General features: G+C 66.0%; 19 protein-coding genes and 1 pseudogene. 9 read left to right on the top strand and 11 right to left on the bottom strand.

Going from position 1 to position 19,729, the window contains the following annotated elements; all coding sequences use genetic code 11:
- The first annotated feature begins 7 nt into the window (after positions 1-7).
- From WN73_RS30600 to WN73_RS30575, 6 genes are read left to right on the top strand one after another with little or no spacing between them, the layout of a single operon-like run.
- Positions 8-874 (top strand): ABC transporter permease, encoded by an 867-nt coding sequence (locus tag WN73_RS30600; RefSeq protein ID WP_028172142.1) that lies wholly within the window; start codon positions 8-10, stop codon positions 872-874.
- 28 nt (positions 875-902) lie between these two features.
- Positions 903-1,967 (top strand): ABC transporter substrate-binding protein, encoded by a 1,065-nt coding sequence (locus WN73_RS30595; RefSeq protein ID WP_271555976.1) that lies wholly within the window; start codon positions 903-905, stop codon positions 1,965-1,967.
- On the top strand, positions 1,964-3,046 hold the full coding sequence (locus WN73_RS30590) for an ABC transporter ATP-binding protein (protein WP_271555975.1): 1,083 nt from the start codon (positions 1,964-1,966) through the stop codon (positions 3,044-3,046). Before WN73_RS30595 ends, WN73_RS30590 begins: the two co-directional genes overlap by 4 nt.
- Before the next feature lie 2 nt (positions 3,047-3,048).
- Entirely contained in the window at positions 3,049-3,735 is a 687-nt protein-coding gene (locus WN73_RS30585) for an AroM family protein (RefSeq protein WP_028172145.1), read from the top strand.
- On the top strand, positions 3,732-4,838 hold the full coding sequence (locus WN73_RS30580) for a DUF917 domain-containing protein (RefSeq protein ID WP_271555974.1): 1,107 nt from the start codon (positions 3,732-3,734) through the stop codon (positions 4,836-4,838). The genes WN73_RS30585 and WN73_RS30580 overlap by 4 nt, the downstream gene beginning before the upstream one ends.
- 6 nt (positions 4,839-4,844) lie before the next feature.
- A complete protein-coding gene (locus WN73_RS30575) occupies positions 4,845-6,398 on the top strand; it encodes a hydantoinase/oxoprolinase family protein (protein ID WP_271555972.1) in 1,554 nt (517 codons plus the stop codon).
- 338 nt (positions 6,399-6,736) lie between these two features.
- Here WN73_RS30575 and WN73_RS30570 read toward each other — a convergent pair whose 3' ends face one another.
- From WN73_RS30570 to WN73_RS30560, 3 genes and pseudogenes are all read right to left on the bottom strand, one after another.
- Positions 6,737-6,967 carry a hypothetical protein gene (locus WN73_RS30570; RefSeq protein WP_039184132.1) on the bottom strand — a complete coding sequence of 77 codons (231 nt, stop codon included), beginning with the start codon at positions 6,965-6,967 and terminating at the stop codon, positions 6,737-6,739.
- 35 nt (positions 6,968-7,002) lie between these two features.
- Complete coding sequence (locus tag WN73_RS30565; RefSeq protein ID WP_039184130.1) at positions 7,003-7,239, bottom strand: hypothetical protein; 237 nt, start codon at positions 7,237-7,239, stop codon at positions 7,003-7,005.
- Positions 7,240-7,385: 146 nt separating this feature from the next.
- Positions 7,386-7,567 (bottom strand): annotated as a pseudogene (locus WN73_RS30560) (ABC transporter substrate-binding protein); the annotation flags it as partial.
- A 184-nt stretch (positions 7,568-7,751) separates the two neighbouring features.
- Between WN73_RS30560 and WN73_RS30555 the strand changes: the two are divergent.
- Together WN73_RS30555 and WN73_RS30550 are read left to right on the top strand one after the other, a co-directional pair.
- A complete protein-coding gene (locus tag WN73_RS30555; protein WP_165448148.1) occupies positions 7,752-7,925 on the top strand; it encodes a hypothetical protein in 174 nt (57 codons plus the stop codon).
- Positions 7,926-7,933: 8 nt separating this feature from the next.
- Positions 7,934-8,317, top strand: coding sequence for a hypothetical protein (locus tag WN73_RS30550; protein ID WP_231166669.1), 384 nt, complete (start codon positions 7,934-7,936; stop codon positions 8,315-8,317).
- Positions 8,318-9,140: 823 nt separating this feature from the next.
- On the opposite strand, the gene WN73_RS30545 is transcribed toward WN73_RS30550, so the two are convergent.
- From WN73_RS30545 to WN73_RS30520, 6 genes are all read right to left on the bottom strand, one after another.
- Positions 9,141-10,637: an ABC transporter substrate-binding protein gene (locus WN73_RS30545; RefSeq protein WP_028172151.1), complete on the bottom strand. Its 1,497-nt coding sequence runs from the start codon at positions 10,635-10,637 to the stop codon at positions 9,141-9,143.
- A 54-nt stretch (positions 10,638-10,691) separates the two neighbouring features.
- Positions 10,692-11,696, bottom strand: a complete 1,005-nt coding sequence (locus WN73_RS30540; RefSeq protein ID WP_028172152.1) for an ABC transporter ATP-binding protein — start codon at positions 11,694-11,696, stop codon at positions 10,692-10,694.
- Positions 11,693-12,706, bottom strand: coding sequence for an ABC transporter ATP-binding protein (locus WN73_RS30535; protein ID WP_028172153.1), 1,014 nt, complete (start codon positions 12,704-12,706; stop codon positions 11,693-11,695). Before WN73_RS30535 ends, WN73_RS30540 begins: the two co-directional genes overlap by 4 nt.
- A gap of 2 nt (positions 12,707-12,708) precedes the next feature.
- Positions 12,709-13,602 (bottom strand): ABC transporter permease, encoded by an 894-nt coding sequence (locus WN73_RS30530; RefSeq protein WP_011086015.1) that lies wholly within the window; start codon positions 13,600-13,602, stop codon positions 12,709-12,711.
- A complete protein-coding gene (locus WN73_RS30525) occupies positions 13,599-14,549 on the bottom strand; it encodes an ABC transporter permease (RefSeq protein WP_028172154.1) in 951 nt (316 codons plus the stop codon). The genes WN73_RS30530 and WN73_RS30525 overlap by 4 nt, the downstream gene beginning before the upstream one ends.
- Positions 14,550-14,647: 98 nt before the next feature.
- Entirely contained in the window at positions 14,648-16,069 is a 1,422-nt protein-coding gene (locus tag WN73_RS30520) for an amidase (RefSeq protein WP_028172155.1), read from the bottom strand.
- A gap of 134 nt (positions 16,070-16,203) precedes the next feature.
- Between WN73_RS30520 and WN73_RS30515 the strand changes: the two genes are divergently transcribed.
- Complete coding sequence (locus WN73_RS30515; protein ID WP_028172156.1) at positions 16,204-17,091, top strand: LysR family transcriptional regulator; 888 nt, start codon at positions 16,204-16,206, stop codon at positions 17,089-17,091.
- 7 nt (positions 17,092-17,098) lie between these two features.
- Here WN73_RS30515 and WN73_RS30510 read toward each other — a convergent pair whose 3' ends face one another.
- Together WN73_RS30510 and WN73_RS30505 are read right to left on the bottom strand one after the other, a co-directional pair.
- A complete protein-coding gene (locus tag WN73_RS30510) occupies positions 17,099-18,034 on the bottom strand; it encodes a carbohydrate kinase family protein (protein ID WP_161535689.1) in 936 nt (311 codons plus the stop codon).
- A gap of 17 nt (positions 18,035-18,051) precedes the next feature.
- Positions 18,052-19,698, bottom strand: a complete 1,647-nt coding sequence (locus WN73_RS30505) for an FGGY-family carbohydrate kinase (RefSeq protein WP_028172158.1) — start codon at positions 19,696-19,698, stop codon at positions 18,052-18,054.
- Between the last annotated feature and the right edge of the window lie 31 nt (positions 19,699-19,729).

The raw sequence follows: 19,729 nt of genomic DNA, 5'->3' as shown, positions 1-19,729 counted from the left end.
GCCGACGATGCAAACCACCGCCTCGCACAGCCCATCGCTCGCCGCGGCCCGGCAGGCAGCTCCCGCACGGACGACGGGAAGCGTCAGGCACTACGGCCGCTATCTCTATCTCGCCGTCAACATCGCGATCCTGATCTTCCTGCTGGCACCGATCGCGATCGTCGTCGTGTTCGCCCTGAACCCGACGCCGTTCATCCAGTTTCCGCCGGTCGGCGTGTCGCTGCGCTGGTTCGAGAAATTCTTCGCCTCGCGCGACTTCATGCATGCGCTCGGCTTCAGCCTCGAAGTCGCGGTCCTCACCACCATATCGGCAACGATCCTCGGCGCTTCCGCGGCGCTCGCGCTCGCGCGCGGCAATCTGCCGGGCACGCGTCTGATCGTCGCGACGATGCTCTCGCCGTTGATGCTGCCGGCGATCCTGACGGGCCTTGCACTGTTCCAGACCTATGTGCTGCTCGATGTCGGACGTCCGACCTGGGGCCTCGTTGCCGGCCACACGCTGGTGACGCTGCCTTACGTGGTGCGCACGACGCTTGCCGTGTTGCATAATTTCGACCTGCGCCTCGAGGAAGCCGCGCGCAATCTCGGCGCAAGTCCCTTGCGCACCTTCTTCGAGGTGACGCTGCCCCTGATCAAGCCGGGCGTGCTGGCGGGGGCGATCTTCGCCTTCATCGTCTCGTTCGACCAGTTTCCGGTGTCGCTATTCCTGGTCAGTCCGGGCAACGAGACGCTGCCGGTCACGCTGTTCAACTATCTCAAGTTCGATCTGGACGGCACCATCGGCGCCGCCTCGGTGGTCTCCATCGTCCTCGCCTTTGTCGTCGTCATCGGGCTCGACCGCACGGTTGGCCTGCGCTCCTACGTCAAATTGTAACCGCTCATTGCACCGAAGGAATCGAGACATGATGAAAGCTCTGGGATCCTCACGGCTCAGCCGCCGCCGCTTTCTGACCGCGAGCGCCTCGCTCGGCATCGGCACGATCGCCGCGCCCTATGTCGCGCGCGCCGACGATCCGACGCTGCGCATCACCGGCTGGGGCGGCAAGTGGGGCGAGATCATGAAGGCCGAGATCGGCCCCGCCTTCGAGAGCGAGTTCAAGTGCAAGCTCCAGACCGACTCCGCCTTCCCCTATCTGCCGAAGCTCCAGGCAAGCTCGCGCTCGGCGCCGATCTACGACGTGCTGCACACCAATTCCAACGAGCAGTGGGCGGCGGCCGAGATGGGCCTGGTCGAGCCGAAGATCGATCCCAAGCTCGTCCCGAACCTTGCCGACGTCTACCCCTACGCGATCAGCGACAAGATCGTCGGCGTCTCGATCTTCACCAGCGCCATCGGCCTTGGACTTCGCACCGACAAGGGCTACGGCAACATCACCTCGTGGAAGGAGCTGTGGGACGCGAAATACAACGGCGTCCGCGGCGGCTACGTCATTCCCGTCAACAGCCTCGGCCAGGCCTTCCTGATGATGTGCGGCACCCTGTTCGGCAAGGGCCAGACCGATCTCGACGCGGCCTATGCCGCGCTGGAGAAGCTCAAGCCGATCAAGATCGTCGATTTCACCGGCGCGATGGAGAAGATGCTGCTGTCCGGCGAAGTCGGCCTCTGCGTCATCCACGATTCCGGCATCTACCGCTATGACGGCCAGAACCAGCCGACCGATTTCGTCTCGCCGAGCGAAGGCGTCTTGTCGCTCGAGCAGGTCCTGACCATCACGCCCGGCAGCAAGATGAAGGAGCTTGCCAACGCCTACGTGAACTACATGCTGCGCCCGGAGGTGCAGAAGCGCCTTGCGGAGACCGTGTGGTATTCGCCGGCCAACAGGAAGGTGAAGCTCGACGCCAAGTATGATGCCAAGCTGCTCACCACGCCCGAGAAGGTCTCGAAGCTGATCCAGGTCGACTGGAAGTGGTACAACGAGCGCAAGGACGAGATCGACCAGCGCGTCAACCGGATCTTCCGCGCATGAGCGCGTCGATCGAGATCGCCAGCGTCAGCAAGGTCTATGACGGCGGCGTGCGCGCGGTGGACGCGGTCGCGATGGACATCAGGCAGGGCGAGTTCTTCTCCCTGCTCGGCCCGTCCGGCTGCGGCAAGACCACGACGCTGCGCATGATTGCCGGCTTCGAGACGCCGAGCGCCGGCGCGATCCGCGTCGACGGCGCCGACATCACCCATGTGCCCGCGCACAAGCGCGACATGGGCATGGTGTTCCAGAACTACGCACTGTTCCCGCATCGCACCGTCGCCGAGAACGTCGCCTTCGGCCTGCGCATGCGCGGGCTCGACAAGGCGAGCATCGCAGCCAAGGTGAAGGCGGCGCTCGCCATGGTCGAGCTGTCCGGCCTCGAGGACCGCCGCCCAGCCCAGCTCTCCGGCGGCCAGCAGCAGCGCGTCGCGCTTGCCCGCGCCATCGTGATCGCACCGCGCGTCCTGCTCTGCGACGAGCCGCTCGGCGCGCTGGACAAGAAACTGCGCCAGCAGATGCAATTCGAGCTCAAGCAGCTCCAGAAGAAGCTCGGCCTGACCCTGGTCTTCGTCACCCACGACCAGGAGGAGGCCCTCGCAATGTCCGACCGCATCGCCGTGATGAACGGCGGCCGCGTCGAACAGGTCGGCACGCCGACCGAGATCTACAACCAGCCCACGACGCGCTTCGTCGCCGACTTCATCGGCGATACCAACATCTTTCGTGGCGAGCGCACCACGACGAGCGCGGGCGGCCCGGCGCTCGACGTCGGCAGAGGCTTGATCCTGGCGCTGCCGTCCTCCGAAGCGCAGGGCACCGGCGTTCTCTCGGTCGCTCTGCGCCCCGAAAAGATTCGCCTCATCCCGCGCGCTGACGCCACCGCAGCCGGCAGCTCCGCCCACGGCATCGTCGAGAACACCAACTTCCTCGGCGGCGCGGTGCTCTACCGGATCACGCTCGAGGGCGGCCATCGTGTCCTCGTGCAACAGCCCAATGCAGGCACGAGCCGCCTGTTTGTTCCCGGCAACGGTGTCAAGCTCGACTGGACGCCGGCCGATCTCGTCGTCTTGAAGGACTAGACATGAACATGCCATTGAAGCACCAGCGCATCGGGGTGGTCGTGATCGGCCAGAGCCCGCGCCCCACCGTCGCCTCCGAGATCGCTGCCGTGCTGTCGCCGGGCATCGAGATCGAGCTGCGCGGCGCGCTCGACGGCATGAGCCGCGCGGAGATCGACGCCATTCCGCCGATGGACGGCTACGACACGCTGTTCACGCTGCTGCCGAACGGCGACGGCGTCACCATCAGCAAGAAGGAAGTCGAGCGCCGCGCAAGCCAGCAGATCACCCGCTTCAAGCACGAGGGCGTCGGCGTGACGCTGATGGCCTGCACCGGCAAGTTTCCCAACCTCGCGGCGGATGGCCTCGTCATCCTGCCCTCGGCCATCCTGCACAATCTCGTCGAGGCCGTGCTGCCGAAAGGCCGGCTCGGCGTGTTCTCGCCGCTGCCCGAGCAGACCGTACTGATCGACAAGAAATGGCAGCGCGACGGCGTCGAGGTCGTCGGCATCACGCTGCGTCCCGGTTCGAGCGACGCCGTCGTCGACGAAGCCGCACGCACGATGGCGGACCTCGAGCCCGATCTCGTGGTGATGGATTGCATCAGCTACACCAGCGCCAACAAGGCGCGCGTGCGCACGGCCTATCCGGGTCCCGTGATCCTCGGCATTGCCGCCGCGGCCCGCATCGTCGAGGAGCTGGTGTCGTGAGCAAGGTGGAATTGAAGACGATCAGCCTCGAGGAGATCGAGGCGCTCGCGGTCGGCGCCTGGATTCTCGGCACCGGCGGCGGCGGCAGTCCCTATCTCGGCCTGCTCAATCTGCGCCGGCTCTACGCCGAAGGGCACTGCGTGCAATTGATGTCGCCGCTCGACCTCGACGACGCGGACTGGGTCGCGGTGGTCTCCAACATGGGCGCGCCACTGGTCGGACAGGAGCGCCTCGCCGACAGCCGCAACATCGCGCGCGCCGTGCGGATGCAGGAGGAAATCAACGGCATCAAGTTCCGCGCCGTGATGTCGGTCGAGATCGGCGGCGGCAACGGCGTGCAGGCGCTGATGGCGGCCGCGCATCTCGGCATCCCCGTGGTCGACGCCGACTGCATGGGCCGCGCCTTCCCCGAAGCGCAGATGACCTCGGTCGCGATCGGGGACCTGCGTCCCTATCCCTGCACCCTCTACGATCCCCGCGGCATCGAGGCCGTCGTGACGAAGGTACCGAGCTGGAAGTGGATGGAGCGGGCGAGCCGCAAGATCTGCGTCGAGATGGGCTCGATCGCCTCCACCAGCAAGGCGCCGCGCACCGGACGCGAGGTGAAGGACTGGGGCATCCACTTCACGACCACCAAGGCGATTCGCATCGGCCGCGCCGTGCAGGAGGCAAATCGTCGTCACGAGGATCCGATCGCCGCGCTGCTTAAGACCGAAGGCGGCAAGAAGCTGTTCACCGGCAAGATCATCGACGTCGCCCGACGCACGACGGAAGGATTTTTGCGCGGCACGGCGATGGTCGACGGCAGCGATGCAGATCGCGGCGCGAAGCTCAAGCTCTCGTTCCAGAACGAATGGATCGTGGCCTGGCGTGACGAGCAAGCGATCGCGACCTCGCCCGATCTGATCTGCGTGCTCGACAGCGTCAACGGCCACGGCATCGGCACCGAGACTATCCGCTATGGCCAGCGCGTCACCGTCGTGGCCCTGCCCGCGCCGGCCGTGCTGACGAGTCCCCGGGGTCTCGAATTCGTCGGCCCCCGCGCCTTCGGCTACGACCTCGACTACCGTTCCCTCTTCGCGCCCGCTGAGGCAGGAGCTTAAGATCCCATGAAGCGTATTGGCATCGATGTCGGCGGCACCAACACGGACGCCGTGCTGATCGTCGACGAGAAGGTCGTCCATTCCGTCAAGCGTCCGACCACCGCCGACGTGACCTCGGGCATCCTCGACGCCCTCAAGGCGCTGCGCGCCGAGCCCGCCGCCGCGGTGAAGGTCGACGCGGTCGTGATCGGCACCACGCATTTCATCAATGCGGTGGTGCAGCGCCGCCATGTACAGAAGATCGGCGCGATCCGCATCGGCATGCCCGCAAGCGCCTCACTGCCGCCGTTCTGCGACTGGCCGGCGGATCTCGCGACACTCGTCAACGGCGAAATCTTCATGCTGGAAGGCGGCCACGATTACGACGGCCGTCCGTTCATGCCGCTCGACACCGCCGGGCTGAAGGAGGCCGCGCGAAAAATCAGGGACAAGGGCCTGCGCTCGGTCGCGGTGTGCTCGAGCTTCTCCCCGCTCGATCCCTCCTGCGAGACCACCGCGCGCGAAATCCTCGCGGATATCTGTCCCGATGTTGCGGTGACGCTGTCGCACGATCTCGGCCGCATCGGTCTTCTGGAGCGCGAGAATGCCGCGCTGCTCAATGCCTCCCTGCACGACCTCGCGGTCACCACCGTTGCGGCCTTCCGCAAGGCGATCGCCGACAGCGGGATCGATGCGCCGCTGTTCCTGACCCAGAACGACGGCACGGTGATGCAGGCCGAGATCGCCACCGCCTTCCCGGTGATGAGCTTTGCCTCCGGCGCCACCAATTCGATGCGCGGCGCCGCCCATCTGTCCGGCCTCGACGATGCCATGGTCGTGGATGTCGGCGGCACCACCTCCGACATCGGCCAGCTTCGTCACGGCTTCCCGCGCGAGGCCAATGCCGTGGTCGAGGTCGGCGGCGTGCGCACGCTGTTCCGGATGCCCGACCTGCTCTCGATCGGGCTCGGCGGCGGCAGCCATGTCGACGAGGACCCGGTTCGCGTCGGCCCGCTCAGCGTCGGCTACCGGCTGACGACGGATGCGCTGGTGTTCGGCGGATCGCGTCTGACCGCCACCGACATTGCGGTGGCCGCAGGCCTGATCGACATCGGCGACCGCTCGCGCGTCGCCAGGCTGCCGAAACGCCTGATCGATGCCGCGCTGCGCGACGCCTGGCGCAAGCTCGAGGAGGACATCGACCGCATGAAGACCGAAGCCGGCGACGTGCCGCTGCTCGCGGTCGGCGGCGGCGCCTTCCTGGTGCCGGATCGCCTGCCCGGCATCTCCGAGATCGTGCGCGTGCCGCATGGCGACTGCGCCAACGCGGTCGGTGCCGCGATCGCACAGGTCAGCGGCGAGGCCGACCAGGTGTTCCGCGATCTCACCCGCGAGGACGCGATCGCCGCCGCGCGCGATATCGCGGCCGACCGTGCGGTGCAGGCGGGAGCAGCGCGCGACAGCCTCAAGACCGTCGATGTCGAGGACATGCCGATCGCCTATCTGCCCGGCAACGCGCTGCGCGTGCGTGTCCGTGTCGCCGGCGCGATCGCCGATCCGGATCTGCCGGCGGCGGCGTAGCGGATGCGGGCCGGGAGCCCGGCACGACGACCTCGCGTGTCGGCCTCCACCCCTGTCAAAATAAAACTCGAAAACAACCCCATGCACAGTAGCCGGGGATAGCGAGATCAATGGCTTACGCGGATAGAGCTGCTTAGGACTGAGAGAGGTGCATCCGCGGAGACAGACCCCTCACCCAAGTGTCTACCGGAGTCGCGGCCCTCTCCCGCAAGGGGAAAGAGCACCGCAACGGTCATCGCCGCCGTTTGACCCGTCGGGCAAAACAGGGGTATCTTGCCAACATCGGAAAATCCGTAAATCCATGCTACCCCCGTCAATCCTGACAGGGACAGGCTGCTTCATTTGTCCCTGGGGCGCTGCGGCTTTTCCCTTCTCGCCGCCTGCGAGGTTCGGCTTGCGGGGACCTCAAAGACCGCAATACGGCGATCGAGTTGCCATAGCTCGACGTCGTTGACATCAACCAGTTGCGCAGCACGTTCTCGTGCTTCCTGCTCGTCGGCACACTGCAATTTGGCTACGCTTATCACGTGGCGGTGCTGATCCAAAAGGTAAGCCCTGTAGTGAGCCATCCCCACACCTCCCAACGCCCGCGTTTATCGGATCATCACCTCAATCCATCAATCAGCGTTCTCCAGCCGAACGCATCGTTCGCCGTCAGCAGCAAAGCGCCAAGCGTTGCCAAGTAGGATGGCAGTTCGCGATCAGGACGCGCGTTGATATTGGCGACAAACGAGGCGACCGCGTTCTTGAGATCGCGTCGGTCCAGATGATCGAAGGCCCGTTGCTTGCAACGCTCGACATATTTATCGCGCGCCAGCTCAATGAGCAGGGAACGTACCATTTCGTCTCCCCCAACCGATGACTGTTTTCAATCGTTGGGGAATTGGAACGGACCAGGCTTTTTCCGTCTGTTCGAAAAGCGACAAACGGATCTCTTTTGCTCGCAAGTGTGGGAATTGAGATACAGGCCGCTCGTTGATGGCAACGCAGCGGTGCGGCCTGAGCGGCCGGATCGGAGATGAAGCGGATCGTCACCTTCGACAGCTTGATCGCCGAGGCGTTGCGGTAGTCGGCCCATTGTTGAGCGTGATCGAGGAGCCCTTGGCCCAAGCGCCGAGCTGGTACGGCCCTGTCCCGACCGGCTGCGTGACGTTGGTCGCCGCGCCCCTCGCTCGCGACACACCCTCGCGGGACTATTTGCGCAACATTGACCCCGACGACATCGAGACAAACAGCGGGAAGCCGAGAACTTGAAATAAAAAGTGAAAAGAAGAGCGGGGATATTCCTCAAAGCTGACTTGATTTCTCTCTCCGCTCGCTTTCCTGGCGCAACTAATTGATGAGTAAGCAGTGATGACTGATCAGCAATTAGCCCTGGAAGCGATTAGCGACGCGCAACTCATACTGGAAGAATACCTTCAGCCCTGCCCCAAGGATAATGCGCTTATCCTTGAAAAGTTGGTGGAAGTCCTCGAACGGCCTGCCTTGATCGTTGCCGTAAGTCGATTGCAGCAACAGGGCAATTGAGCGCGTCCATGAGCAAACCCCTTCGATCGTTTGCTTTAACCGTTTGCATTGCTGCGCTCTCATTGCTCGAAATGACCAGCGTGCATGCCAAGCAACAATGCAGCACCGCAATGCCGCCAAATCCGCAAGGGCAATGGTGGTCTTATCGTCTCATTGACGGACGAAAATGCTGGTACGCGGGTAAGCCCATGCTGTCGAAAGCATTGCTGGAATGGCCTATGGAGCGGTCCCCCCAACTCGGTGCTCGCGGAGAAGCGACAGGCATTGTCATAGCTAGCAAGCCCGGCAATCCCCTGGATGCACGAGCGTTGGCACTGAAAGAGGGCCCTGACACTTTTGAAGAGCGATGGCGTGCCAGGATCATCTCCAGCTCAAACACAGGGCATGACTGACCGATACTAACGACCTAAGCGATCCTGCATACCGCTTATCGCGGGCGAGGACTTTCGACTGCCTGTTCGCGGCCGTGCGCTTGGTTACATCATGCAATCACGCGCCTGAGTTCGTCCAGAACAACGCCCCTCCGCAACTCGTGCGCAGCAGCCGTCAAATGAGAGCCTACGATCAGACCGAGCCGCCTTAAAGTCAGGAGAGCAACGGGGTCACACAGCTCGATAGAAAGTCCGGCTCCCAAGGTCGCAAGGGCGCGTTGCTCATCCGCGTCGAGATCAGTCCACAAGATGCCTTCCATCAAAGCACCTAAAAATTGTTCCCAAGGGTATCTCAAAACCCAAACGCGTGCCTGATCTGCCGCAGCATGGCCATGGCCGCGTCGGTGTACCGACCGTTGGTTAGGTATCGATCCACTTGCGCTGTGCTAATCAGCGCCACAACTGCCACCGTAAAGCCCTTAAACATTGGGCCTCTCCTGAAAGAGACCGCCAACCGGGCGTGTCGAAATATCCAACCGTTCTTAGAATACGCTGCCGCGCATGGCGACGAGCTATATGCAAATGGTGACAGTGACGGGTAACCAGTTCCTTAACGAGCGCGATGTCTGGATCGGCGCGCCGTGGGCTGAGGCCAGGGCTCTAGAGACCGCCACCGGATGGTCGGCTTAAAATCGCGCTCTCCGCGAATTCATCTCGCGAGATTCGTGTGCGGAGACAGACCCCTCACCTTGCGAGTCAGTGTCTACCGGCGTCGCCGCCCTCTCCCACAAGGGGAGAGGGCACAGCAACGGGCAGGGCGCGCCTCGAACGACGAGGGTGCCCCCTACTCCCAATACCAGGTCGAGAAATCGTTCTCGTATTGCGGGACGTCCTTCCAGACGCCTTTCAGCTTCTTGGCTGTGATGGTGATGAGCTGCGGCTGGTACATGTAGGCGGAGACGGCGTCGGTGGCCAGCATGCGCTGGGCGTCGCCGAGCAGCTTGGCGCGGGCGGCTTCATCCGGCGTGGACACGATCTGCTTGTAGAGCGCGTTGAACGCCTCGTTGTTGTAGCCGAGATAGTAGTCCGGCTCGGTGATCTTCACGAGGTCGAACGGCTCAACATGGCTGACGATGGTGAGGTCGAAATTGTGCGGACCATTGCCGGCGAATACCTGCGACAGCCATTGCGCCCATTCGACGTTCTCGATCTTGGCGATGATGCCGACCTTGGCGAGCTGGGCTGCGACGATCTCGCCGCCCTGCCGCGCATAGGACGGCGGCGGCAGCTTCAGCGACAATTCGAGCGGCGTGGTGACGCCGGCCTCGGCGAGCAGCTTCTTGGCCTTCTCGGGGTCGTAGGGGTTGATGCCTGTCGTGTCGACATAGCCGAGCGATCCCGGCACGTAGAAGCTGCCGATCGGCGTGCCGAAGCCGTCGACGGCACCGTCGATCATGGCCTTGCGGTCGATCGCGGCGAGGATGGCGCGGCGGACGCGGACGTCATCGAGCGGCTTCTTGCGCTCGTTGATCGCGACGATGGTCTTGGCCTTGGAGCCGCCGACCAGAACCGTGAAACGCGGATCGGCCTTGAACTGGGCAATGGTGCGCTGGGCCGCGACGCGCGGGAAGGCATCGACGTCGCCGGAGAGCAGCGCCGCGGTTTGCGCCGCCGGATCGGAGATGAAGCGGATCGTCACCTTCGACAGCTTGATCGCCGCGGCGTTGCGATAGTCGGCCCATTTGGTCAGGGTCATCGAGGAACCCTTGGCCCAGGCGCCGAGCTGATACGGCCCGGTGCCGACCGGCTGCGTGACATTGGTCGGCGCGCTCTTCGGCTCGACGATCGAGCCGCTCGCCTGCCCCAGCAGGAACGGCAGGTTCGGCTCGGAATTCTTCAGGGTGATCACGACCGTGTCGGCGTCGGGCGCGGCAACGGACTCGAAGCTCTGGAACAGGCTCTTGTCCTTGTTGGTGCTGGTCGGCACCGCGTTGCGCTCGAACGAGAACTTCACCGCGGCGGAGTCGAACGGCTCGCCGTTGTGGAACTTGACGCCCTTGCGCAGCTTGAAGGTGTAGGTCTTCAGGTCAGGCGAAGCGGTCCAGCTCTCCGCCAGCAGCGGCGAGGTGGTGCCGTCCTCGTTGATCTTGGTCAGGGTCTCGTAGATGTTGTAGAGCGCGACTTCGGCGATTGCGGCAGCGGCCGCGTTGGTGGGATCGAGACCCGGCGGCTCCAGCGCCATCGCCATGACGACGCTGTCCTTCTTGCTTTGTGCCAGCACCGGCAGCGGCGCCGCGACAAACGCGGCAGTGAGTGCGACGATGGATAGTTTCCTGAACATGCGTAACTCCCCTGCCTTCTCAATTCCCAGTCTACGCCAATCCTGCGCCCGAGACTAACCCTCCGCAGCGGGCGGCGGCAACGCCATCACGGCCTCCGCCTTGTGACAGGCGGCAAGGTGTCCCTCGCCCACCTTGCGTAGCTCAGGCAGGGCCTCGCGGCAATGCTGGTCGGCGAGCGCGCAACGCGCGACATAGGGACACCCCGTGGCGGCCGCCGATTGCGAGGCGATCGCCTGGGCCCCGCGCCGGCGCCGGCCGCCGCCCGCGCGCGCCCGCGGCACGGCATCCAGGAGCGCCCGCGTATAGGGATGGGCGCAGCGCTCGAACAGATCCTCCGGCCGCCCCTGCTCGACGATCCGGCCGAGATACATCACCGCGACCTCATCGCAGAGATAGTCGACGACGGCGAGGTCATGGCTGATCAGGACATAGCTCAGGCCGAACTGGTCCTGAAGGTCCTGCATCAGGTTCAGGACCTGGGCCTGCACGGAAACGTCAAGCGCCGAGACCGGCTCGTCGGCGACGATCAGCTTAGGCTGGGTGATCAGGGCGCGCGCGATCGCGATGCGCTGGCGCTGGCCGCCGGAGAATTCGTGCGGATATTTGTCCATGTCGGCATCGCGCAAGCCGACCTGGCGCAGCACCGCGGCGACGCGTTCCCGGAACGTGGTGCGATCAGCGCCGTCCAGCGCGGTCAATGGCTCGGCAACGATGCGCGCGATGGTCTGGCGCGGATCGAGCGAGCCGTAAGGGTCCTGGAACACCATCTGGAAATCGCGACGCGCACGGCGCAGCTCGTCGGCCGGGAGGCGGTTGAGGTCGCGGCCGAGCAGCGCGACCTGCCCCGACGTCGGCCGCTCCAGCGCCATCACGACGCGCGCGAAGGTCGACTTGCCCGAACCGGACTCGCCGACGATGCCGAGGCTCTTGCCGGGCAGGACCTGCACGCTCACGCCGTTGAGCGCGCGCACCTGCCCGGGCGGACGGAACAGGCTCTCGCGCGGCAGCATGTAGCGCTGCTCCAGATCCCTGACGTCGAGAAGAGGCGCGGTGCTCATGCGGACAGCGCTCCGACATTCTCGGCCATCGAGACATCGGTGCGCACGCAGCGCACGACATGACCGGGTCCGACCTCGACCATCGCCGGCAGCGCGGCGCGGCACCGATCGATCACGAGCGGACATCGCGCGGAGAAGGTGCAGCCGGCCGGAAGATCCGCGAGCTCCGGCACGGTGCCCGAGATCGTCTTCAGCCGCGTCCCCTTGCGCGCGCCGAGCTTCGGACGGGCGCGGAACAGGCCTTGCGTATAGGGATGGCCCATGCGGCGGAACACCTCGTCGGTCGGCCCGCTCTCGACCACGGTGCCGCCATACATCACCATCATGCGCTGCACGTTCTCGGCGATGACGCCAAGATCGTGCGAGATCAGGATCATCGACATGCCGCGCTCCTCGACGAGATCGGCGATGAGGTCGAGGATCTGGCCCTGGATGGTGACGTCGAGCGCCGTGGTCGGCTCGTCCGCGATCAACAGGTCGGGCTCGCAGGCGAGCGCCATCGCAATGGTGATGCGCTGGCGCTGGCCACCGGAGAACTGGTGCGGATAGGCATCGACGCGCCGCGCCGGATCGGGCAGCCCGACGCGGTCGAGCAAGGCGATCGTCTCCTTCCGCGCCTGCGACGCCGAGTAGTTCTTGTGACGCCGCAGCGGCTCGGCGACCTGGTGGCCGATCGTGTGCATCGGATTGAGCGCGGTCATCGGCTCCTGGAAGATCATGCTGATGCGGTTGCCGCGCAGGCGGCAGTAATCCGCGTCCGCAAGCCCGGCGAGCTCGCTGCCATCGAGCTTGATGCTGCCGGTGACGACGGCGCTGTCCGGCAACAGGCCCATCAGGGACATCGCGGTCACCGACTTGCCGCAGCCGGATTCGCCGACGAGCCCGAGCGTCTCGCCGCGCTTGAGCGAGAAGCTGACGCCGCGCACGGCCTGCGCAGGCCCGCGGCTGGTGTTGAGACGAACGCCGAGATTATCAACCTCGATCAGCGGCATGGTGGAGCGCTCAGCCATCCTCATCGCTCCCGCGCCAGTCGTGGATCGAGCAGATCGCGCAAGCCGTCGCCGAGGAGATTGAGGCCGAGCACGGCGACCGCGATGGCGGCCCCCGGATAGACCGCGAGCATCGGCGACTGGAACAGCAGGGTCTGCGCATCGTTCAGCATGCGGCCCCAGGATGGCTGCGGCGGCTGCGTGCCGAGGCCGAGATAGGATAGTGCGGCTTCCGCGAGAATCGCGAGCGCGAACTGGATCGTCGCCTGCACGATCAGGATCGACAGGATGTTGGGCAGCACGTGCTCGATGGTGATGCGGAATTTTCCCTTCCCCGACGCTCGCGCGGCCAGCACGAATTCGCGCGCCCAGATCGCGTTGGCCGAGCCGCGCGTCAGCCGGGTCAATGTCGGGATCTGGAAGATGCCGATCGCGACGATCGAGGTCACCATGCCCGGCCCCACGACCGCGGCGAGCATGATCGCGGAGAGCACGGCCGGAAAGGCGAAGGTGAAGTCGGAGAAGCGCATGATGATCTCTTCGGTCCAGCCGCGCCGCGCCGAGGCGATCAGGCCGAGACAAACGCCGAAGGTGAGACCTATGCTGACCGCGATGATGCCGACCATGATGGTGGAGCGGGCGCCGGCGAGCAGCAGCGAGACGATGTCGCGGCCGAAGGAATCGGTGCCGAGCCAGTGCGCCGCCGATGGCGGCCGGAGCTTCGAGGCGATGTCGATCTCGTAGGGCGACCAGGGCGTCCAGACCAGCGACAGCAGCGCCGAGGCGAGCACCAGCAGGCTCAGCGCGCCGCCGAGGACAAAGCTGCGATGGCGCAGCGCACGGCGCCAGAACGTGCGCGCGGGCAGCGGACGCGTGGCGACTGCTGCGTCAATCGGGGTGGTCAGCGGCGCGCTCACAGGTCGTGAACCTTGATGCGGGGATCGATGAAGGCATAGAGCACGTCGACCACGAAATTGACGATAACGACCATGGTTGCCAGCAGCATCACGCAATTGCGCACCACGATCAGGTCGCGGTTGGCGATCGACTGGAAGATCAGGCGGCCGAGGCCCGGCAGGTAGAACACGTTCTCGATCACGATTGTGCCGGCGAGCAGATTGGCGAATTGCAGGCCCATCACCGTCATCACGGGGATCATGGCGTTGCGCAGCACGTGGCGCCACAGCACCTCGCGTTTGCCGAGCCCCTTCGCCCGCGCCGTCCGCACGAAATCCTCGCGCAGCACTTCGAGCACGGCCGAGCGCGTGACGCGGGCGAGGATCGCGGCCTGCACCACCGCGAGCGAGATCGCCGGAAGCAGCAGCGACTTGACCCCCAGCCAGATGCCGTCCTCCCAGCCGGCGAAGCCGCCCGCCGAGAGCCATTGCAGCCGCACCGAGAACAACAGGACCAGCAGGATCGCGAACCAGAAGTTCGGCAGCGCGATGCCGACCTGAGTCAGCGACATCACGCCGACATCGCCGAGCTTGTTGTGGTTGGCGGCGGTGTAGATGCCGGCCGAGAGCGCCAGCGTCACCGTGATCGACATGGCCATGATCGCGAGCGGAATGGTCAGCACCAGCCGCTCCGCGATCAGGCTGGCGACCGGCGTGCCGTAGACATAGGAGTTGCCGAGATCGCCGACGAGCAGGCCCTTGATCCATTGCAGGTAGCGAACCGCCAGCGGCTGGTCGAGCCCGAGCTTGACGGTGAGCGCGCGGACCGCGTCGGCCGAGGCATCGGCGCCCATCAGCATCTGCGCGGCGTTGCCGGGAAGCGCATCCAGCACCAGGAAGATGATCAGCGACGCGCCGACCAGCGTCGCCAGCAAGGTCAAGACACGTCGGAGGACAAATACGCTCATGCGCGCCCGGTTTCGAAGCTCATCCGCGGCACGATCAACATGTCCGGACGGCGGACGCAAGTCCTTTGCGCGCAGTGCTTTGCTGCATGCGCATGTCGTTATTCCGGCCAGCGGGACAGAAGGTCGACGGAGGCCTCGAACAGCGTGCTGACGCGGAGCAATTCCGCATCAGCCCGGAAGCGGCCGACGAGCTGAAGCGCGATCGGCAGGCCGTCGCGGCCGAAGCCTGAGGGAAGGCTGACGGCGGGATGCCCGGTCATGTTGAACGGCATGGTCCAGGGGAACCAGTGCGGCCGGACGCTGTCGAAATGCCGACCGTCGATCTCGATGGTGCCGAACAGATCCTGCTTGATCGGCAGCGCGGAGCGCGTGAGCGTCGGCATCGCCAGGAAGTGGCCGCGCGCAAGCAGGGATTGCACGCGGCGGAACAGCGCGGTGCGCGCGAACATCGCCTCCTGGTAGTCAACGCCGCTGACCTCGGTGGCAAGCGCGAGCTGCTTGAGGAAGGCCTCGCTCAGCTCGTCCTTGTGCTCGGCCGCGAGTTTTGCAAAGCGCGTGCGCCAGACGGTGTGGTTGATGGCGCGCCAGATCGGCTCGATGTCGAAACCCTCGCCGGAGAATTCCTCGAGCTCGGCGCCGAGCCCGGCCAGCCGGTCGAGGCTCGCCCTGAAGCTGGCCGCGACCTCGGCGGACACCGGACGGCCCGGCGGCGTCAGGCAGTACAGGATCCTCAGCCCGCGCAGATCGCCGCGCGGGGCGGCGGTGCCGACGAAGTCGGATACGGGAACGCCGATCGACCAGGGATCGCAGGGGTCCTCGCCCGCCATCGCCTGCATCATCAGCGCGGTATCGGCGACGGTGCGCGTCGTCGGCGTGACATAGGTCTGGTTGCCGAACACATCCAGCGCCTGGCTGTGCGGGATGATTCCGTTGCTCTGCTTCAGGCCGACCACGCCGTTGCAGGCGGCGGGGATCCGCGTCGAGCCGCCACCGTCGGTCGCGACCGCGAGCGGCGCGATGCCGCTGGCCACAGCAACCGCCGCGCCGCCGCTGGAGCCGCCGGAGGAGCGGCAGGCATCCCACGCATTGCGGGTGCGGCCGAACAGCGGCGAATCCGTCAGGCACTTGCTCCCGAATTCCGGCGTCGTGGTCTTGCCGATCAGGATCGCACCCTCGCTGCGCAGCCGCGCGACCGCCACCGCGTCCTCAACAGGCACATTGTCCTTGTAGGGAACGGCGCCGAAGGTGGTCTTCACCCCCTTGGTGTTGACGATGTCCTTGACGGTGTAGGGGATGCCGTGCAGCAGGCCGAGCGGCTCGCCGGCCATGACCCTGCGCTCGGCGGCGCGCGCGGCCGCCATCGCCTCGTCGCCGCAGATCGTGATGAAGCAGTTCAACTGGGGCTGGAGCGCCTCGGCGCGCGCGAGCACGGCCCGGGTGATCTCGACGGGCGAGATCCGCTTGTCGGCGATGAGGCCGCGCAGTTCGGTTGCGGACAGCAGGCAGGGATCGCCGTTCATCGTCACATCACGCTCCGAAGCCGGCCACCGTTGGCCAAGGCATTAGACAAGCCATTGACAGCCAGAATGACAGTTTTGTTAACTCGCCGTCCAATACGATTTTGGTCGCCAACCCATACGTTTTCGGTATGCCAATGGATCTTCGTCGGCTCCGCTATTTCGTCGCCGTCGCCGAGGCACGCAGCGTCGGCAAGGCCGCCGAGCGGCTGCGCATGGCGCAGCCGCCGCTCTCGGTCCAGATCCGCAAGCTGGAGGCCGAGGTCGGCGCGCCGCTGTTCCGCCGCGGCACCCGCGGCATGGACCTGACCGAGGCGGGCCAGGCGCTGCTGGTGCGCGCCAGCGAGGCGCTGGCGCTGGCGTCCGACGGCATCGAGGCCGCCCGCGCGGTCGCATCCGGCAAGCGCGGGCGGCTGTCGGTCGGCTACATGTTCGTGCTGGCCAATGCGATCCTGCCGCGGCTGATCCCCGAGCTGCGCCGCTCGGTTCCCGGTGTCGACCTCGACTTCGCCGAGCTCAGCGCATCGACACGCGAGGCGCGGGTGCTCGATCGCAGCGTCACGGTCGCGCTGTGCATGCCGGCCATCAACCATCCCGAGATCCAGGTGGCGCGGATCGGTGCACAGCGCTTCATGCTGGCGATGCCGACCAGCTCGCCGCTCGCCCGCCTGGGCTCCGTGCCGATGGCCCGGTTGCACGGACGTCCGCTGATCGCGCTGCCGCATCCGGACCATGGTCCCGCATCGTCCGCCGTGGTCCCCCTGCTGCGCCGGCACCAGGTGGTGATGCCGATCGCGAGCCGCGTGGAGACGGTGCATTCGGCGATGAGCCTGGTGCTGGCGGGCGAAGGCCTCGCGATCCTGCCGGCCTGCGCGCAGCTCGGCGCCCCGCGCGGCATCGTGTTCAGGCCGCTCCGCGATGCCACCGACTCCCTCGACATCGCGGTGTGCTGGCGGCGGGATTCGCAGAGCCCGCTGATCGGAACCTTCATCAAATGCGCCGAGAAGGCCGTCGCGCGGATGTGACGCGGCGCTACGGGCTCCAGGTGATCTCGTGGCTCCAGGGCGGATCGGCGCCCGGGCGGGTGCAGGTCAGGCCGGCGCAATTGGCGGCAAAGGACAGCGCGCGGCGGAGCTCGTCGGCATTGATGACTTTCAGCTGCTGCCGCGCCAGACGTCCCTGCTTGTGCAGGGCGAACAGCAGCGCCGCCTGAAAACTATCGCCGGCGCCGATGGTGTCGGCGACCGCGACCTTGGGCGCGGTGACCTCGATCTGCCCTGCTCCCGCGTGCCACGCGATCGCGCCGTTGTTGCCACGGGTGATGACGACGAGGCTCGTGCCCTGCCCGAGCAGCGTGCTCGCGCGCTGTTGATAGGGCTCGTCGCCGAAGAGATAGGCGAAGTCGACGTCCGACATCTTGATGAGATCGGCGCTATGCGCGAACTCGGCCATGCGGGCGAGATAGGCCGGCTTGTCCTTGACGAGGTTGGGGCGGCAGTTCGGATCGAACGAGATGGTCGACGACATCCGCGCGTCCGCGATCAGGGCTTTCGTTTCGGCGGCGCCCGGGTCGTTGACCAGCGTGGTCGAGCCGACATGGAGGACTTCGACCGTATCGAAGGGAATGGACCCGCGCCGGTAGGTCCAGTTCCGTGTCGCCGTCTCGGCATCGTAGAAGGCGTAATGCGACTCGCCCGCGACGATGCGCACGAAAGCGAGCGTGGTCTGGTGATCGCTGCGGGTGGCAAGGCCGAGCTCGACATGCGAGGCGGTTGCGTGATCGGCGATCATGCGGCCGAACAGGTCGGTCGAGATGCCGCCGACGAAGCCGGTCGGTGCGCCCAGCCGCGCCATGCCGATCGCGACGTTGAGGCAGGAGCCGCCGACCGCGGGCATCACCGCCTCGCGTCCATCGGCGTTTCGCGTCGGCACGAAATCGATCAGCGCATCGCCGCTAGCAATCAGCATTCGTTTCAACCCCGAATTCAGTCCTTTGCGATGTCGCGCATCGCGGCACGGCTGCCGCGATCGACCTCGCGCAGCAACTTGTACACCTCGCGCTTGCGGGCGTGAAACGCGGCCATATCAGGCGCGGTCGGCTCGCTCTTGCGTCCCAGCGCCGACATCTTTGCCATGGTCTCGCCGATCGAGGCACAGGCGCCGCCGGCCACCGCCCCGAGCATCGCGGCGCCGAGCAGCACCGGCTCCCTGGTCTGCGGCAGCGCGACGGTGAGGCCTGTGGTGTCGGCCATGATCTGGCGCACCAGCGGACTGCGGCTGGCGCCGCCGCCCATGATCATGATGCTGGAGCGGACGCCATGCGCGGCAAAGGCCTCGATCACCTCGGCAAGCCCGTAAGCGAGCCCGCAAAGGCCGGCGACGAACAGCCGCTCCATAGAGGCGACATCGGTGTCGAGATCGAGGCCCGCGATCACCGCGCGCGTATCGGGGTCAGCGTAAGGCGAGCGGTTGCCGATGAATTCGGGCAGGACGTGGACATCGCGGGCGAGCAGCGCGGCGCGGCTGGCATCGCCGGCGCGCGCGATGATGCGGCGCTCGAGGAAGTCGATGAGGTCGAGGCCCTTGTTGCGCGCAGCCGCGCTCGCCTCGGCAAAGCCCGGATGCGATTTGAGGAGGTGGTCGATCGCCGCGCCCGCCGCCGACTGCCCGCCCTCGTTCAGCCAGAAGTCCGGCACCATGCCGGAATAATAAGGCCCCCACACGCCCGGCACGAAGCACGGCTCCTTCGTCGTCGCCATGATGCAGGCCGACGTTCCCATGATGTAGGCGAGGCGGTCGCTGACATCGGTCGTTCCGCCCGAGCCGTCGCGACCGCCGATCGCGCCGATGCCGCCGGCATGCGCGTCGATCAGGGATGCGCCGACCGGCGTTCCTGGCGACAGGCCGAGCTCAGCGGCGGCCGTGCGGGTGAGGCCTGCGCCGAGCCGGGTGCCCGGCGCGACGATCTCGGTGCCGATGCGGGCGTATTTCTCGCTGACGAAGTCGGACAGCCCGATGCGCTTGAAGAATTGCGCGCTCCAGCCGCCACCGTCATGGGCGAGATAGTTCCACTTGCAGGTGACGGTGCAGGTCGAGCGTTGCAGCGAGCCGGTCGCGCGCCAGGTCAGGTAGTCTGCCAGATCGAAGAAGTGGCCTGCGGCATCGAAGCTCGCGCGCAGATGGCGCTTCAGCCACAACAGTTTTGGCATCTCCATCTCGGGCGAGATCGAGCCGCCGACATAGCGCAGCACCGCATCCTCGGTCTCGTTGATCAGCCGCGCCTCGGCGGTGGCGCGATGGTCCATCCAGACGATGACGTTGCGCTGCGCCTCGCCTGAGGCGCTGACGGTGAGCGGCTCGCCCTGGCGGTCGAGCACCACGAGGGAACAGGTGGCGTCGAAGCCGATGCCGCCGACGCTGTCGGGCGCAATGGCAGCTTCCGCCATCGCCGCCCGCACGGATTTTGCGCAGGCCTCCCAGATGTCCCGGGATGACTGCTCGACGATATCGCCGGCCTCATGCCAGATCCTGATCGGGTGCCGCGCCGTCGCCAGCAGCGTGCCGGCCTCGTCGAACACCCCTGCCCGCGTGCTGGTGGTCCCCACGTCGACGCCGATATACGCTCGCGGCATTGTCGCTCCTGGTCGCTCTCGTCAGTTTTGA

The sequence above is a fragment of the Bradyrhizobium sp. CCBAU 45394 genome, assembly GCF_028128655.1.
Lineage (GTDB): Bacteria > Pseudomonadota > Alphaproteobacteria > Rhizobiales > Xanthobacteraceae > Bradyrhizobium > Bradyrhizobium diazoefficiens.
This window is presented reverse-complemented; position numbering and strand designations above follow the sequence as displayed.

Bases quoted from the DNA above. Each gene is read 5' to 3' on its own strand.
- WN73_RS30550 (WP_231166669.1), top strand. From the start codon at position 7,934: ATGAGCAAACCCCTTCGATCGTTTGCTTTAACCGTTTGCATTGCTGCG.
- WN73_RS30545 (WP_028172151.1), bottom strand. From the start codon at position 10,637: ATGTTCAGGAAACTATCCATCGTCGCACTCACTGCCGCGTTTGTCGCG.
- WN73_RS30535 (WP_028172153.1), bottom strand. From the start codon at position 12,706: ATGGCTGAGCGCTCCACCATGCCGCTGATCGAGGTTGATAATCTCGGC.
- WN73_RS30510 (WP_161535689.1), bottom strand. From the start codon at position 18,034: ATGCTGATTGCTAGCGGCGATGCGCTGATCGATTTCGTGCCGACGCGA.
- WN73_RS30600 (WP_028172142.1), top strand. From the start codon at position 8: ATGCAAACCACCGCCTCGCACAGCCCATCGCTCGCCGCGGCCCGGCAG.
- WN73_RS30505 (WP_028172158.1), bottom strand. From the start codon at position 19,698: ATGCCGCGAGCGTATATCGGCGTCGACGTGGGGACCACCAGCACGCGG.
- WN73_RS30540 (WP_028172152.1), bottom strand. From the start codon at position 11,696: ATGAGCACCGCGCCTCTTCTCGACGTCAGGGATCTGGAGCAGCGCTAC.
- WN73_RS30555 (WP_165448148.1), top strand. From the start codon at position 7,752: ATGACTGATCAGCAATTAGCCCTGGAAGCGATTAGCGACGCGCAACTC.
- WN73_RS30565 (WP_039184130.1), bottom strand. From the start codon at position 7,239: ATGGTACGTTCCCTGCTCATTGAGCTGGCGCGCGATAAATATGTCGAG.
- WN73_RS30515 (WP_028172156.1), top strand. From the start codon at position 16,204: ATGGATCTTCGTCGGCTCCGCTATTTCGTCGCCGTCGCCGAGGCACGC.
- WN73_RS30595 (WP_271555976.1), top strand. From the start codon at position 903: ATGATGAAAGCTCTGGGATCCTCACGGCTCAGCCGCCGCCGCTTTCTG.
- WN73_RS30525 (WP_028172154.1), bottom strand. From the start codon at position 14,549: ATGAGCGTATTTGTCCTCCGACGTGTCTTGACCTTGCTGGCGACGCTG.
- WN73_RS30520 (WP_028172155.1), bottom strand. From the start codon at position 16,069: ATGAACGGCGATCCCTGCCTGCTGTCCGCAACCGAACTGCGCGGCCTC.
- WN73_RS30590 (WP_271555975.1), top strand. From the start codon at position 1,964: ATGAGCGCGTCGATCGAGATCGCCAGCGTCAGCAAGGTCTATGACGGC.
- WN73_RS30585 (WP_028172145.1), top strand. From the start codon at position 3,049: ATGAACATGCCATTGAAGCACCAGCGCATCGGGGTGGTCGTGATCGGC.
- WN73_RS30570 (WP_039184132.1), bottom strand. From the start codon at position 6,967: ATGGCTCACTACAGGGCTTACCTTTTGGATCAGCACCGCCACGTGATA.
- WN73_RS30575 (WP_271555972.1), top strand. From the start codon at position 4,845: ATGAAGCGTATTGGCATCGATGTCGGCGGCACCAACACGGACGCCGTG.